Raw genomic sequence first — 16,067 nt, forward strand, 5'->3', positions numbered from 1 at the left:
TTACCTTCTGCTGGCCCGGCGGTAGCCGATGGTGGCCGGGATGGCGAACAGGATGATGGCGCCGAGGGACCAGGCGAGGGTGAGGGTCAGGGGGCGGGCCAAGGGGCCTTCCAGGGCAAGGGCTTTCATGGCGTCTACGGCTACCGACATGGGTTGGTTGCGGACTACCGGTTGGATCCATTGGGGGTAGGCGGCTAGGGGGACGAAGCCGGTGCTGAAGAACATCATCAGGGACGTGAGGATGGTAATGCCTTCTACCAGGGCGGCTTTGGCGGTGAAGACGGCCACCGAGGTGACGACGGTGGCGAAGGCGAGGCCGAAAAGTACTGGTATGGCGAGGAATAGGAGGGTGGGCAGGGCGCCGTGGTGGAAGCGGAAGCCGAGCAGGTAGCCCACGAGGATGATGGTCAGGGTTCCGGCGAAGATGCGGCAGCCTTCGGCGAGGATGCGGGACGCCAGGCCGGAGGCGCGGTGCACCGGCAACACCCAGAAGCGGGCGAGCAGGCCCGCTTCGCGTTCGCGGCCGAGCAGGACACCGCAGGAGATGGCCCCGGACACGGCACCGGTAATGGTGACCATCGGCACGGAACCGTACAGCGCACTGTCGCCGGTGAACTTCCGAATCTGGCCGCCGACCACCGTTTCCAGCATGATCAGCAGTAGACACGGGATGATCAGGGCTTCCAGCAGCGTGATCGGGTTGCGCACCCAGCGCAGCAAGAGGCGTTGCGTCTGAATCAGTGTGTGCCGCACCAGCGATGCGGGCGACACCTCCGAGTCGCCGTGGATTTCTTCGGTGCGATCGGCGAGTAGTGCCATCACGCCCTCCCCGAGCTCAGCCGGAGGGTCAGCGGAATACTCAGGACGAGGATCGCGGCCGTCCAAGCCAACGACGGCCCCATCAGCGACCACGTCACCTGTCCCGCGTTCCCCGATGTGTCGCCCGCCAGCGCGCGCAGGGCGAGCACGAACTGCGACACCGGTTGATCGCGCACGAACGGCTGCACCCACGCCGGAAACTGGTGTGCCGGAGCCAGGCCCGCGGACAGCATGCCGAAGATCAAGGGCGGCAGCACAAGTGCCTGGGTGACCGCCTCCGGGCTGCGCGACACCGTGCCGATCACGTCCGCGCCGAGCGTCAACGCGGTGCCGATGAGCATCGACAACAGCAGGAAGCCGATGGTGTGCGCGGTGTCCAGGTAGAACCGGAACCCGATGACGTAGCCGCAGGCGATGGCGGCGCACAGGGAGAGCGCCAGCCGGAAGACGTTGCCGGACATCCGTGCCCCGGCGGGCACGAGCCGCCCGACCGGCATCGATCCGAAGCGCCGATTGAGGCCCGCCACCGAGTCGGTGGCCGAGCGGAAGGCGGCCGAGATGGCGGTGAACGCGGCGGCCTGTAGCACCACGAGCGGCATCATGAACTGCGCGTAGCTGCTGAATCCGGTGCCCGCGAACGTCATCACCGTCTTGAGCGGAATGTAGAACCCCGCGGTGAAGGTCGCCGGAGCCAAGAGCGAGGTCAGCACCTCACCGGTCTTGAGCGAGGGCACGATCAGCCGCGTGGTGAGTACCCACCACTGCCGCGCCCGGTCCGGTGTCGCTCCGACATCGGCCAGCCAGGTGCCAGCGGTCATGAGACCGCCTCCACATCAACCGCTTTCGCTCCGTCGGTGGAGGCGAGGTGCCCGGTCAATTGGAGGAACACATCATCGAGCGACGGCCTGCGCAGCGCGATATCGACCAGTTCCACCTCCGCTCCGTCCAAGCGGCGCAACGCCTCCGCGAGTGTCTTCGCGCCATCCGGCGCCGGGATGGTGATGCGGTCCGAGTCCGGCGTCAGCGCGGCCCGATTGTCTTCCGGCAGAAGAGATCCGAGCGCTTCGGCAATCACGTCCAGATCCTGTAGGTCCAGCGGCACCACCTCGCAATAACTGCCACCGGTGCGCGACTTCAGTTCGTCCGCGGTGCCCTGCGCGATCACCACACCGTGATCGATGACGATGATCCGATCACTCAGCGCGTCAGCCTCTTCCAAATATTGGGTGGTGAGCAGCGTGGTGATGCCCGCCTTCTTGAAACTGCGCACCAGATCCCACACCCCTTGCCTGCTGCGCGGATCCAGCCCGGTCGTCGGTTCGTCGAGGAACACCACGTCCGGCCGGACGACAAGACCGCAGGCGATGTCGATACGCCGCCGCATGCCGCCCGAATAGGTGCCGACCCGGCGACTCGCCGCGCCGGCGAGATCGAACTCGGTGATCAGCTCGTCCGCGCGGGCCCGGGCGGCCCGCTTGCGCAACCCCATCAGCCTGCCGAACATCACGAGATTCTCGTAGCCGCTGAGCATGTCGTCGAGCGCGGCATACTGCCCGGTCAGCATGATCGATCGACGCACCGCCGCGGGATCGGCGACGACGTCGTGCCCGGCGACGACGGCCCGTCCCCGGTCCGGCGCGATCAGCGTCGAGAGGATGTTCACCATGGTGGTCTTGCCCGCGCCGTTCGGGCCGAGGATGCCGAGAATCTCGCCCGGCGCCGCCGTGAAATCGACTCCGCGCAATGCCTTTACGGCGCCGAAGGATTTCTCTACTCCCTCGACGACAACGCCCTGATCGGAATTCATGCCTGTCCCTTCGCCTGTTCATCGAGTACGCGCGCGATGATCGGCAGCACGTGCGGTGCGGTCAGCTCGTTGTGGGTGACGTCGATGTCGTAGTTGATGACCGTGCCGGTCGCGTACGGCCCCCAGCCGTCCGGCCCGACGGCATCGGAGCTGTCCACGGTCGCGCTGAAATACAACAGGTCACCGTCGAATACCGGTCGCTGATACCCCGATCGAGCGCGCGCCGCGACGTTGTACGACTCGGTCAGTCGCTCGATCATGTCCGCGTCGACGATTGTCACGCCGCCGAGCCGATCGCGGATGAGGTTCGCCGCCTCGGCCGCGGTGGCCTCGGCGGGCACGTCGTGGATCCCGAAGATCGCGCCGAAGCTGTTGACGAAGGCCCCCGCGGTGAGTTGCTCGACGTCGGCGCTGTCGATGTCGGCCGACTCCGAGTCCAGCAGCGCGACCAGGCCGACCTGGTCGCCGGTCTGCTGCAGCCGTACCGCGATCGCGTGCGCGATCAGCCCGCCGAACGACCAGCCGAGCAGGTGGTACGGGCCGGACGGCTGGATCGCGCGGATCTCGCGCACGTACCGGTCGGCGAACTCCTCGATCGAGCGCAGGGGCGGTTCGTAGCCACTGAGATCCGGTGCCTGCAAGGCGTAGATAGGGCGGCCTGGCCGCAGCGCCTGCGCGAATCCGAGGTAGCTCCACGAGATTCCGGACGACGGGTGGATACAGAACAGCGCTGGCCCGGTGCCCTCCGTTCGGATCGGCAACACCACGTCGAGTCCGAGCGTGGCTTCTAGCGCGGGTTGACTCGCCGCGACCGCAGCGGCTTCCTCTGCCGCAGCGGCTTCCGCTGCGGGAGTTCCGGCGAATTCGGCTGCCGCACGGAGTGCATCGACCCACAACCCCGCCAGCTCGGCGACCGCACCACGGTCCAGCAGCGTCTTCGGATAGGTGAAGTCCGCACGCAATCGCGCACCAACTAGCACCGCGTTCACCTCGAGCACCGCCAGCGCCGGAGTCCGCGGATCGGCAACGGTGGACAGGTCGCCGAACTCATCGGTCGATGTCCAGCCCAGGCCGTCGAGCCCGGCCGGGACAGCACCCGCCGAACTCCGGCCGCGGTAGCTGAAGCTGACCTGCCCCAGATCGGCCACGCCCAGTGGCGATCTCGTATCGGCGTTGAGGTAGCGCAGTAGTCCGAACCCGATCCCCTTGTCCGGCACCGACTTCAGCTGATGCTTCACCGCACGGACCGCCGCGCCCATCGCCGGACCACCCGCGAACGCGTCATCGACGTCGATGTCGTCGAGCTCGAGTCGCACCGGGTAGCTGGTGGTGAAGGAGCCGATCGTGCGGGACAGCGCGGCCCCGGGGATCGTCCCGTCCCGCCTGCCGTCCCCCTCGAGCCGGATCGTGACGCCCGTCCCGGTCTCCCCGGATCGCCGCGCACGCCAGCGCCCCAGCGACAGCGTGAGCGCGGCGAGCAGGGTGTCGTGGACGGCGCCCGCGAACTGAGTGGGCAACGTGGTGAGTACCGCGGTGGTGACCTCCTCCGACACCTCGCAACGCACGGTGCGCAGCGTGTGTGCCTGGTCAACGGTCGCGTCCAGCGCACGAGCACTGAGCGGCGGGTCCGCGGCCGCGAGCACCCCTTGCCAGTGTCCGAGCTCGAAAACTCGCTCCGCCGAACGGGACTCATCTACCAGGGCGTGCGCCCACCGACGCATCGACGTGCCGGTTTCGGCGAGCACCGGGGCGTTGCCGACCGACACCTGCGCCCAAGCGGCCATCAGGTCCGGCAGCAGAATGCCCAAGGATGCGTCATCGATCAGCAGCCGGTGCGCCAGCACGATGAGACGGCCCGCCCTGGTACGCGTACCGGCATCACCTACCGGATCGAGCCAGATCAACCGCAGCACAACGCCATTCGCCGGATCCAGTCGATTCGACTCGGAACGCAGTTCCGCGGCAACGTATTCACGCAGCTCGACCGGATCCGCGGCGCCATCGAACTCGATCCGGCGCACCAGTGCGTCGACATCGACCGAGCCGGGCTCGCGCACCGATAGCCGCCAACCAGCCACCTCGTTCACCAGCCGTGCGCGCAGCATGTCGTGCCGGTCGACGGCCGCCGCGAGGGTGGCGACCAGCTGTGTCCGCTCGATGCCGATCGGCAGCTCTAGCACCGCCGTCCGAGACGAACGGAGCTGCCCGCCTTGCTCGATCAGGTATCGCATCATCGGCGTGAGCGGCACGTCGCCGATGCCGCCGCCGGGCAGCTCGGTCAGTGTCACCGCTGTGCCATCGGTGTCCACCGCCGCGGCCAGGGCGGCCACGGTGCGGTGCTCGAACACCTGCAGCGCTGTGCAGGAGATGCCCCGCTGCTTCGCCCGGGACACCAGCTGGATCGCGAGGATGCTGTCACCGCCGAGCTCGAAGAACGAATCATCGACACCGACCTTGTCGCGACCGAGGAGCTCGGCGACGATCTGCGCCAGTGCTTCTTCGGTCGGTGTCCGGGGCGCCCGATACTTGGTCTCGTCGGCGCTGAATTGCGGCGCGGGCAACGCTTTCCGGTCGAGCTTGCCGACCGCGGTGAGCGGGATCTCGTCGAGGACGACGAAGGCGGACGGGACCATATAGCCGGGCAACGTCTCTGCCGCGATGGCGCGCACCCGGGCGATATCGAGCTCCACGTCCGGCTTTCGCACCAGGTAGGCCGCCAATGCGGTCGACCCCGCCGGCCCCGCGACACCCAGGGTGAGGGCGAAATCGACGCCATCCACCCGGCCGAGCACGGCATCGATCTCGCCGAGCTCGATCCGCTGACCGCGCACCTTGACCTGGAAGTCGGTGCGGCCCAAATATTCCAGTGTCAGCTCGCGTTCCGCGTCGGACGACGAGCGCGTCCAGCGCACCAGGTCGCCCGTGCGATACATCCGCTCACCCGGTGCGCCATAGGGATTCGCGACGAAGCGGCCCGCGGTCAGGCCATGCCTGGCGTGGTAACCCCGCGCCAGCGCGTGCCCCGCGAGATAGAGCTCACCCGCGACGCCGACCGGAACCGGATGCAACCGCCCATCGAGCACCATGGCGGCCGCCCCACGAATCGGCGGACCCAGGGAGACGGACGCGCCGGCGTTCAAAGCGGAACCCGTTGCCACCACGGTGAACTCGGTCGGCCCGTATAGATTCACCATCTGCCGGTGCGGTGCCCCGCGCCGCCGTGCCGGGTTACCGCGACCGTCCTGATCGATCGCGTCGGAGCCGATCCAACGCTCGATGAGCTCGGCACCCACCGCCTCGCCACCCACCGCGAGCACCCGTACTCCCGAAACCTGCGCGGGATCAATGGTGGCAAGCGCGGACGGGGTGATCATCACGTGCGTGACCTGCTCCGAGTCGATCAACTCGGCCAGGGCGCTACCACCGAAGACCGCCGCGGGTGCGACCACGGAAGCACCACCCCAACCGAATGCCATCAGCGCCTCCAGAATCGAGGCGTCGAAACTCGGTGAGGCGACATGCAGCACGCGGGAGCTCGAATCCAGGTCGAGCAGGTCACGTTGCGCCGCAACGAAGTCGGCGACACCACGATGCGGGACGGAGACTCCCTTGGGCGTGCCGGTCGATCCGGAGGTATAGATCAGCCAGGCGGCGTTGTCCAGCCGGATCGGTCGCGGCAACTCGCTGTCGCGCAGGGGGCGTGGGCTCGCGGCGGACCAGCGTTCCACGAAACGCAACTCATCGAGCACCAGCCACTGCGTGCTGTCCGGCAGCATCGATCGGTAGGCGACCGTCGTGAGGCCCACTCGCGCACCGGAATCGGTCAGCATGTGATCGATCCGCTCGATCGGATGCTTCGGATCGACCGGCAGGAATGCCGCGCCGACCTTCGCGGCCGCCCACATGCCGGTGAGTAGGTCGGGCGAACGCGGCAGGCCGAGGGCAACCACGGTTTCCGGCCCCGCGCCCGCTTCGAGCAGGAGCCGAGCGAGCCGATTGGCGTGCGCGTCGAGTTCCCGGTAGGTCGTCGTATCCCCGGCGGCAACAACGGCGGGACGATCCGGATAGCGGGCCACGGTCGCGGCGAGCAACTCGGGAAGTGTTGTTGTCGCGACGCTTTCGAGGCCGCGCACCGGGACCAGCGTCGCTCGTTCGCTGTCGTCGAGGATGTCGATATCGGCTAGGCGCACCTCCGGCTCGGCAAGCACGGTCGCGAGCACGGCTCGCCAACGGGTGGCCAACGCCGCCACCGTCGCCTCGTCGAACAAGTCCGTCGCGTAGGTGAGCACACCGGCCAGCCCCGCCGGGCCGGCCGCGTCGAAACGCTCACGCAGGTCCAGCGTCAGATCGAATTGCGAAGCGCCCCGGTCGAAGTCCTCCACCTCGAACCGCAGGCCGGGCAGTTCCAGCACCGGCTCGACGAAGTTCTGCAGCGACAGCGACACCTGGAACAGCGGATGGTGCGCCGTCGACCGGGCCGGATTCAACGCCTGCACCAGCCGTTCGAAGGCCACATCGGTGTTGGCGAAGGCGTCGAGATCGGCCGAGCGGACCGCGGTGAGGAAGTCGAGGAATCCGGCACCGGGTTCGACGGGTGTGCGCAAGGCGAGCGTGTTGACGAACATGCCGACGAGCTCGTCGAGGGCTTCCTCGCCGCGCCCGGCCACCGGCGTCCCGATGACCACGTCGTCGGTGCCGCCGAGCCGGGCCAGCAGCAGGGCGAGTGTGGCGTGCACGACCATGAACACGCTGACGTTGTGCGCACCGGCGAATTCGACCAGGGCACTGTGCAGTTGGGCCTCGACGGCGAAATCGAGGTCGGCGCTGCGCATCGTCTGCACGGCGGGCCGCGGCCGGTCCGCGGGCAGCTCCAGCACATCGGGCGCCCCGGCGAGGGTGTCGGTCCAGAACCGAACCTGCCGCCCCGCCACCGATTCCGGATCGGACTCGCTGCCCAGCACCTCGCGATGCCACAGCGCGAAATCGGCATACTGGACCGCCAACGGCACCCTAATTGTTTCCGCGCCGGCAGTGCGTTCGGAGTAGGCGGCGACGAGGTCGGCGGCCAGCGGTGCCATCGACGCGCCGTCCGCGCTGATGTGGTGCACCACCAGCACGACAACATGCACCGAACCGGCATCGGCGGATACCGGAGCGCCACGCACCGAATCCACGGAATGGCCGGATGACACGGCCGCTACCCCAGCCGACGGACTGGAGGATACGGCGGGAGTACCGGCGAACGGTCCTGACGACACCGGCCCGGAACCCGCTGTGCGAGCGGACGGAACCGGCACATCTGCGCCAGCGGTCGCCGCGGGCCCGTGCGCCGTGGGGTCTCTTGATTCGGAGCCCGCCGCGATTCGGAACAATCCGACGCGCAGCGGCGGCTCCTTGGCGATGTCGAATCCCTTGCCCGCCAGCGCATTGATCCGATCCCGCAGAGGCGCACCGTCTTCGGTCTCGACCACGGCCAGTGCGGGCGCGGCCGGCTCGACGCCCATGATCACCTGGCGCGGACCTTCGGAGTCGGCAGGATAGATCGTGCGCAGGCTCTCGTGCCGTTCGATGACATCGGCCAAGGCCAGGCGCATCGCATCGACGTCGAGTACGCCGGTCAAACGCAGGGCGACCGCGATGTTGTAGGCGGGCGAGGCGGGATCGAGTCGATTCATCACCCACATCCGCTGCTGCGCGGGCGACAACGGAATGCGATCCGGCCGGATCCGCGGCGCGAGCGCTAGGCGGCCCGGCTGACCGCCGCTCGGGACCACCCGCCCGGACAGCTGCGCGACGGTGGGCGCGTCGAACAGATCCCGCAGCGCGATCGTCGAGCCGAGCGCCGAATTCACCCGGGCGACAACCTTGGTCGCGCTGAGCGAGTTGCCGCCGAGCTCGAAGAACGACTGGTCCACGCTGACCCGCTCGCTGCCGAGCACCTCGCCGAACACCGCGGCCACCGCCTGCTCCACCGGAGTGCGCGGCGCGAGGTAGGGCCGGTGGGTGTCCGAGAAGTTCGGCACCGGAAGGGCTTTGCGGTCCAGCTTGCCGACCGGTGTCAGCGGAATGGCGTCGAGTACCACGAGATAGCCGGGCACCATGTACCCCGGCAGCTCACCGGCGATCCGCACGCGCAGTCGCTCGGTATCCAGCTCGACGCCCTCGGCGGGCAGCACATACGACACCAGCACGGTCGCACCGGTGGGCCCGGCCCGGCCGATCGTCACCGCGTACTCGACCTGCTCGTCGCGCGAGAGCACCGCGTCGATCTCACCGAGCTCGATGCGCAGGCCACGGATCTTGACCTGGAAGTCGCTGCGCCCCAGATACTCCAGCTCATAGTCGTCGCGTCCGGCAACCCAGCGCACCATGTCGCCGGTCCGGTACATCCGCTCGCCTGGCTCGCCGAACGGGTCGGCGACGAACCGGCTCGCCGTCATCTCGAAACGGTTGAAGTAGCCACGGGCGAGCGCCGGTCCCGCCAGATACAGCTCACCTGCGACGCCGACGGGCACCGGCCGCAGCCAGGTGTCGAGCACCATGTTCGCCGCGCCGCGGATCGGGCCGCCGATGGTGATCGGTTCGCCCGCAACGAGTTCCGCCGGGCCGGTGGCCCAAATGCTGAATTCCGTCGGACCGTAGAGGTTCACCATTCGCCGACCGGCCGACCAGCGCTCGATCAGCTCCGGTGTCGCCGCCTCACCGGCCACCGACAGCACCCGCAGGTGGTCGAGATCGGTCGGTTCCATGGTGGCCAGTGCGGACGGCGTGATCACCGCATGGGTCACCCGCTCGATGCGCAGCAGTCGTTCGAGTTCCGCGCCGCCGTAGACATCCGGCGGCGAGACCACCAGCCTGCCGCCCGAGCCGTGCGCTGTCAGCAGCTCGAATACCGAGGCGTCGAAGCTCGGCGAGGCCACCTGCAACGTGCTCGCCGTCGGATCGAGGTCGAGCGAATCGCGTTGCGTCGATACCAGATTCGCGATGCCACGGTGACTGAGCAGTACGGCCTTCGGCTTGCCGGTGGAGCCGGAGGTATAGATCAAATACGCCGTTTGGTCGATATCGATCGGACCACCGCGCTCCGCGTCGGTGATGGGGTCGGCGGAAACGGTCATGACCCGGCGAATGGTGTTCAGGTCGTCGAGCAGCAGCCAGTCGATGCTGCCGGGCAGCGTCTCGCCGGTCGCGGTGACCGTCACGCCGATGGGCGCCCGCGAGTCGGTGAGCATGTGCTCGATCCGCTCGACCGGATAGTTGGGGTCCAGCGGCGCGAAGGCCGCGCCCGACTTGGCCAAGGCCCACACCGCGACTACCGATTCCAGCGATCGGGTGAGGGCGAGCACGACGAAAACCTCCCGCCCGACACCCCGGCTCAACAGCAACCGTGCGAACCGGTTCGACCAGGCGTCGAGTTCGCCGTAGGACATGGTGAGCTCGCCCGTGCTGACCGCGATGGCGTCGCTGTCGATCGCGGCACCGGCGGCCAGGATCTCGGGCAGCGTCCGCGCGGGCAGCGACTCCGGGCCCCGGACCGGAAGCAGCGCGGCACGTTCGATGTCGTCGCAATACTGCAGCTGTGAGACAAGGGCACGCGGGTTGTCGGCGAGCTGGGTGAGCAGCCCGACGAAGCGATCCAGTAGCGGTTGTGCCGCGGCGGGATCGAGTTGATCGGCCATGAATTTCACGCTGACGCGCAGCGTGTCGTTGCCGTCCGTGCCGCGCAGCGGAATGACCATGAGGTTCAACGGGTATGGCGTCGCGTCGGTGCCTTCGACGTCGAGCACCCGCATGCCCGCGATGTCGAGCGCCTGCGAGATGGCCGCGCGGTCGATCGGGTAAGACTCGAAAACGGTGAGGGTGTCGAACAATTCGGCGAGCCCGACGGCCTGGTGGATCGCGGCCAGCCCGACGTGCTGGTGATCCATCAGCCGGGCCTGCTCGGCCTGCAGGCGGGCGAGCAGATCGACGACCTCCTCGGCGGGGTCGAGCCGCACCCGCACCGGCAGCGTGTTGATGAACAGGCCGACCATCTCTTCGACACCGGCCAGCTCCGGCGGCCGGCCGGACACCGTGCCGCCGAACACCACATCGGTGCGGCCGGTAAGCATGGCCAGCAACATCGCCCAGCTCGCCTGCACGAGTGTGTTGACCGTGGCACCGGATTCGCGAGCGGTCGATGCCAATCGCCCGACGGTATCGGCGGACAGCTCGGTCGACACCATCCCGGTCTCGGTCGATTCGATGCCCGCCAGAGTGGGCACCGCGCGGGTCGGGGCGTCGATCCCGGCCAGCGATTCCGCCCATGCGGCAATCGATTCGGCGTCGTCTCGCTCGTCCAGCCAGGACAGGAACTCACGATAGGAATGCGCGGGTGGCAGCGCGGACGCGTCACCCGAGGTGACATACAGCGCGAGCAGCTCGCGCACGAGCAGCGGCGTCGACCAACCGTCCAGCACCAGATGGTGATTGGTGAGGACGAACCGGTACGCGTCGGCGGCGGTCCGGATCAGCGTGCACCGGATCAGCGGCGGCCGGGTGAGCTCGAATCGGGTGCGGGCGTCCAGCGCGATCACCCGGTCCAGTTCCCGCTGCCGCGACTCGGGATCGGCCAAATCGGTCAGATCTACGTCCTGCCACTGGATCTCGGCGTCGGCCAGGACGAGCTGGCGCGGGCCGTCGTCGGTCTCCACGAAGGCGACCCGCAGGTTCTCGTGCCGGGTCACCAATGCCTGTGCGGCGGTGCGCAATCGGGTCGCATCGACGGTGCCGGCCAGGGTGAGCAATGACTGCACGGTGTAACCGTCGGCGGTGTCGGAGTCGTACAGCGCGTGGAAGAGCAGGCCGTACTGCAGCGGCGAGAGTGGCCACACGTCGGCGAGGTCGGGGTAACCGCGTTCCCACGTGTCGATCTGCGGCTGAGTCAGCGGCACGAGGTCGAAGTCGGAGGGCGTGCGCCCGCCCGAGCCTTTGGACTCCGCGTGCGCGGCGAGTGCTCGCAGCGCCTCCGTCCACAGTTCGGCGAGCCGCGCCACGTCGTCCGCGTCGAGCAGCCGAGAGGCGTAGGCCCAGGTCACCTCCAGGCCCGCGTCGGTGCGGACGGCGTTGATGTCGACGACGGCGGCCAGCGGAGCGCGATCGTCTTGCGTGGCCGCGAAGCGTCGCGGCAGCCAAGGTGCCGTTTCGGAGCCGGTGTTCGCCCGGCCCAGATAGTTGAAGCTGATCTGCGGGATGGGGCTATCGGCCAGTGCCGCAGCGGATTCGGCGGCGAGGTAGCGCAGCATGCCGAAGCCGATGCCTTTATCCGGCACCGTCCGAAGCTGTTCCTTCGTCGTCTTGATGGCAGCGCCCGCCGCCGAACCACCGGCGAACGCGTCGGCGAGATCGATGCCCGCCAGGTCGACCGCCACCGGGTACACGCTGGTGAACCAGCCGACCGTGCGCGCGACATCGGCGCCGGGCAGGATCTCCTCGGCGCGCCCGTGCCCCTCCAGGGTGAACAGCGTCGTGGTCCGGCCGCGCCACCGGCCGACCGCCATCGCAAGCGCGGCGAGCAGTACATCGTCTGCGCCGCAATGGAATCGATCGGGCGCGGTGCTCAGCACGATCTGTGCGATCGCCGGAGCGATCACCGTCTGATGGTGGGCCATGGTTGCGACCACATCGACGGCCGGATCGGGCAGATCTGTGCCGAGTGCCGGATCGGGCGTCGCCAGGATGCCCTGCCAGAGCGGCAGTTCGGCGGCACGCTCACCGGCCTGCTCGGCCTGACCGTGTGCCCAGCGCCGGAACGAGGTGCCGACGGGAGCGAGTACGCCGCCCATGGCGGCGGTCGCCAGATCCGGCAGCAGGATGCGCCACGAAACACCGTCGGTCACCAGATGATGCGGCACGAGCCATAGCACCGGCTCGGTCTCTTCGATGAGCACGAAGCGCGCGACGACGCCGGCCGCCGGGTCGAGCAGGTCTGCGGCACGCTGCAATTCACGCTCGCGCGTCTCCGCCGCATCCGCACCGGCCGCGACGGCCTCCACCAGTGATTCGGCATCGATGGCGCCGCGCTCGGCCACCGTCCATTCCCAGCCGTTGTCACCCCGCCGCAGCGAGGAACGCAGCAGATCGTGATGGTCGAGCAACGCCTGCACCGCCGGGACGAGGTGCCCGCGCTGGAAGCCGACGGGTAAGCCGACGAGCACCGCCTGGCTGAACCGCGGCCAACTGTCACCCTGATCCAGCATGGCGTGCACGATCGGCGTGAGTTCGACCGCGCCGACCCCACCACCGGGCAGCTCGTGCACCACCTGCGCGCGCACCTCGGTGGCGACGGCGGCCAGCGCGGCAACGGTCTTGCGCTCGAACACATCCCGCGCGCTGAGCCCGATGCCCGCCGCCTTCGCCCGCGACACCAGCTGGATGGATACGATGCTGTCACCGCCGAGTGCGAAGAAGCTTTCGTCGACGCCGACCGTTTCCAGCCCGAGCACCTCGGCGAACAGTGCCGCCAGCGCCTCCTCGCGCGGTGTGGAAGGCGGGCGGCTGACGATGGTCCGCGCCCCGAAATTCGGTGCGGGCAACGCCTTGCGGTCCACCTTGCCGAGCGGGGTCAGCGGGATATGGTCGAGCACCATCACCACAGCGGGCACCATGTAGGCCGGAAGTGTCTCCCCGGCAGCGGCTTTCAGTGCCTCGGGGTGAACTTCGGCGCCGGGCTTCGGCAGCACGTACGACACCAATGCGGTGGCACCGGCGCCGGTCTCGGCACCGAGGGTGATCGCGAAGTCGATGTCCGGTTGCCGTTGCAGCGCGACGTCGATCTCGCCGAGTTCGATGCGGAAGCCGCGAACCTTCACCTGGAAGTCGCTGCGGCCCTGGTACTCCAGCTCGAGCCGCCCGCCGCGGGTGCGCCAGCGCACCAGGTCACCGGTGCGGTACATCCGCGCTCCGGCTTCGTAAGGGTTGGCGACGAACCGGCCCGCGGTGAGCCCGTTGCGCTGGTGATAGCCGCGTGCGAGTCCGGCCCCCGCCAGATACAGCTCACCGGTGGTGCCGGGCGGAACCGGCCGCAACCAAGGGTCGAGCACCACGGCGCAGACGCCGCGCACCAGACTGCCGATGGTGACAGGTGCGCCGGGCACGAGCGCCTCGCTCAACGTCACGGTCACCGTGGTTTCGGTGGGCCCGTACCCGTTCAGCAGCGTGCGGCCGGCCCACTTGGCCACCAGCTCGGGCGGGCAGGCGTCGCCGCCGACGATCACGGTGCGCAGCTCGGGCAGCGTCGCCGGATCGAGTGACCCGACGACCACCGGCGTGACATTGAGGTGGGTGACGCGGTGGGCGCGCAGCACCTGCGCCATCTCCTCGCCCGCGTACGCGGCGGGCGGTACGACGGCGAGGGTGGCACCGGCGGCCAGGGTCACCAGGATCTCCTCGACCGAAATGTCGAAGCTCGGCGATACCGCGTGTGCCACCACAGCATCGGCGGTCACCCCGAAGCCAGCGGCCGAGCCGGTCGCCAGGTTCGCCAGTCCGCGATGCGAAACCAGCACGCCCTTGGGCAATCCGGTCGATCCCGAGGTGTAGATGATGTACGCGACCTGGTCGAGGTGCATGGCGACGCTGATGGCGCTCGCATCCTGTTCGCGCACGTTGCGCGCGGTTGCCTCGTCGTCGAGGATCAGCCAGTTCACCTTGTCCGGCAATGACTTCCGTGCGGTGGCGACGGTCAGGCCCGCAACCACACCGCTGTCACCGATCATGTGCTCGATCCGGTCGGCCGGATAGGTCGGATCGATCGGCACGAACGCCGCGCCCGTCTTGGCGACCGCGATCATCGCGAGCACCGACTCCGCCGACCGGGGGATCGAAATGGCCACGGCGCGTTCAGGTCCGGCGCCGGTGGCGATGAGTACCCTGGCCAGCCGATTCGTTTGCTCGTCGACCTGCCGATAGGTGAACGAGGTCGTCCCCGCACGGATCGCCACTGCCTCGGGATCCAATGCCGCACCGGCCGAAAGGAGTTCGGGCAGCGTGCAAGGCGTGCCGCCCGCAGGCCCACGGGCAGGCACCAGCTCGGCCTGCTCGTCGCCGGACACCACCGGCACCGTGGACAGCGCGGCCTCCGTTCCGGCGGCGAGAAACGCGTGCAGGAACAACAGGAACCGGCGATGCTGTGCCGCCAATTCGGCGTCGCTGTACAGGTTTCCGTTGCCCTGGAAGTCGATATGGGTGCTCTCGCCGCCGACGCCGGGATAGACGTTGACGAACAGATCATCGATCAACCCGGAGGTCAGCACATGCAGCCGCCCGGTGACCGCGCCGAGCTGAATCCTGGTGTCCACCATCATCAGGTTCACCGAGGGGCCGAACGACGCGGCCTCGTCCATCGGCCAGCCGAGATCGCGGAAGATATCCTCCTGCCGGTAGCGCTGCCGCCGCAGCGCCCCGGTCAGCTCGCCCTGCGCCGCCCGGATCACGGCACCGACCGTCGTGGTCGGCGTCATGGTCAGCCGCAGCGGAACGACATTGGCGATCATCCCGCCGGACCGACGCAGAATCGCGGTGGTGCGCGCCGAAACAGGAAGGCTCAGCACCACTTCCGGAGCACCGGTCATCGCGGCGAGATACGCCCCGAACGCCGCGACCACGGTCGGCGCGACCCCCGACGAGGCGGCCTTCGCGACGGTGTCGAGCAGCGCCGTGGTCTCCTGCGGCAACGCGCCGGCAACCCGGCTCGGGTGCGCGTCGACATCGGCGGTGCGCCCGGCCAGGCTCACCGGATCGGCCATCCCGCCCAGATGGTCGAGCCAGTGCTCCCGGTCGGCACCGAAACGATCCGAATTGCGATAGGCCAGATCGGCCTCGACGATCTTGCGCAGATCCTCGGCCTTCGCGGCGGGCGGCTCCTTGCCTTCGACCGCCGCGTTGTACAGCTCGCCGGTGCGCTGCACCACGGTCAGCGCGCCCATGCCGTCCAGCACGATGTGATGAATCCGCGAGTACCAGTACCAGCGGTCGTCGGCGAGCCGCAGCATCGCGACGCACACCAGCCGGTCCCTGGTCAGCTCGAGCGGTGCCTCGTATTCCGCCCGCATCCAAGCGTGCGCGGCGGCCGCCGGATCGCGCTCGCCGCGCAGGTCCAGAGTGAGCAGGCTGTCATCCAGGGAGGTGTCCACGAACTGGTACGGATGGCCGTCGACCTCGATCAGCCGCAGATACCCGGTGCCGAACTCGCGCCCGGCCTGCCGTGCCGCGCCGCCGAGCGCGTCCAGATCGATCGGTCCGCGCAATTCGACGTACTGGGCGATGGAAATCGGGGTGTCGCCCGCGATGTGCTGGGCGAACCAGATGCCGCGCTGAGCCGCGGACAACGCGAAGGCGCCTTCGGGCAGAGCTCCGCCGGTCTCGAGGGGCGAGGGGAGAGGCTGTTGCATGAATAGTCCTA

At 68.7% G+C, this 16,067-nt stretch carries 4 protein-coding genes; all 4 read right to left on the reverse strand.

Annotated features, from left to right (window positions below; all coding sequences use genetic code 11):
• From ACIBCN_RS14490 to ACIBCN_RS14505, 4 genes are read right to left on the reverse strand one after another with little or no spacing between them, the layout of a single operon-like run.
• The gene (locus tag ACIBCN_RS14490; protein ID WP_396992015.1) at positions 1–819 is read right to left on the reverse strand and encodes an ABC transporter permease; all 819 of its coding nucleotides are present in this window, start codon (positions 817–819) and stop codon (positions 1–3) included.
• Positions 819–1,637, reverse strand: coding sequence for an antibiotic transporter (locus tag ACIBCN_RS14495; protein ID WP_396992016.1), 819 nt, complete (start codon positions 1,635–1,637; stop codon positions 819–821). Before ACIBCN_RS14495 ends, ACIBCN_RS14490 begins: the two co-directional genes overlap by 1 nt.
• The gene (locus ACIBCN_RS14500; protein WP_396992017.1) at positions 1,634–2,626 is read right to left on the reverse strand and encodes an ATP-binding cassette domain-containing protein; all 993 of its coding nucleotides are present in this window, start codon (positions 2,624–2,626) and stop codon (positions 1,634–1,636) included. Before ACIBCN_RS14500 ends, ACIBCN_RS14495 begins: the two co-directional genes overlap by 4 nt.
• Positions 2,623–16,056, reverse strand: coding sequence for an amino acid adenylation domain-containing protein (locus ACIBCN_RS14505; RefSeq protein ID WP_396992018.1), 13,434 nt, complete (start codon positions 16,054–16,056; stop codon positions 2,623–2,625). Before ACIBCN_RS14505 ends, ACIBCN_RS14500 begins: the two co-directional genes overlap by 4 nt.
• Between the last annotated feature and the right edge of the window lie 11 nt (positions 16,057–16,067).

Origin of the sequence: Nocardia sp. NPDC051052, assembly GCF_044456045.1 — a bacterium.
In the GTDB taxonomy this organism is placed as follows: domain Bacteria; phylum Actinomycetota; class Actinomycetes; order Mycobacteriales; family Mycobacteriaceae; genus Nocardia.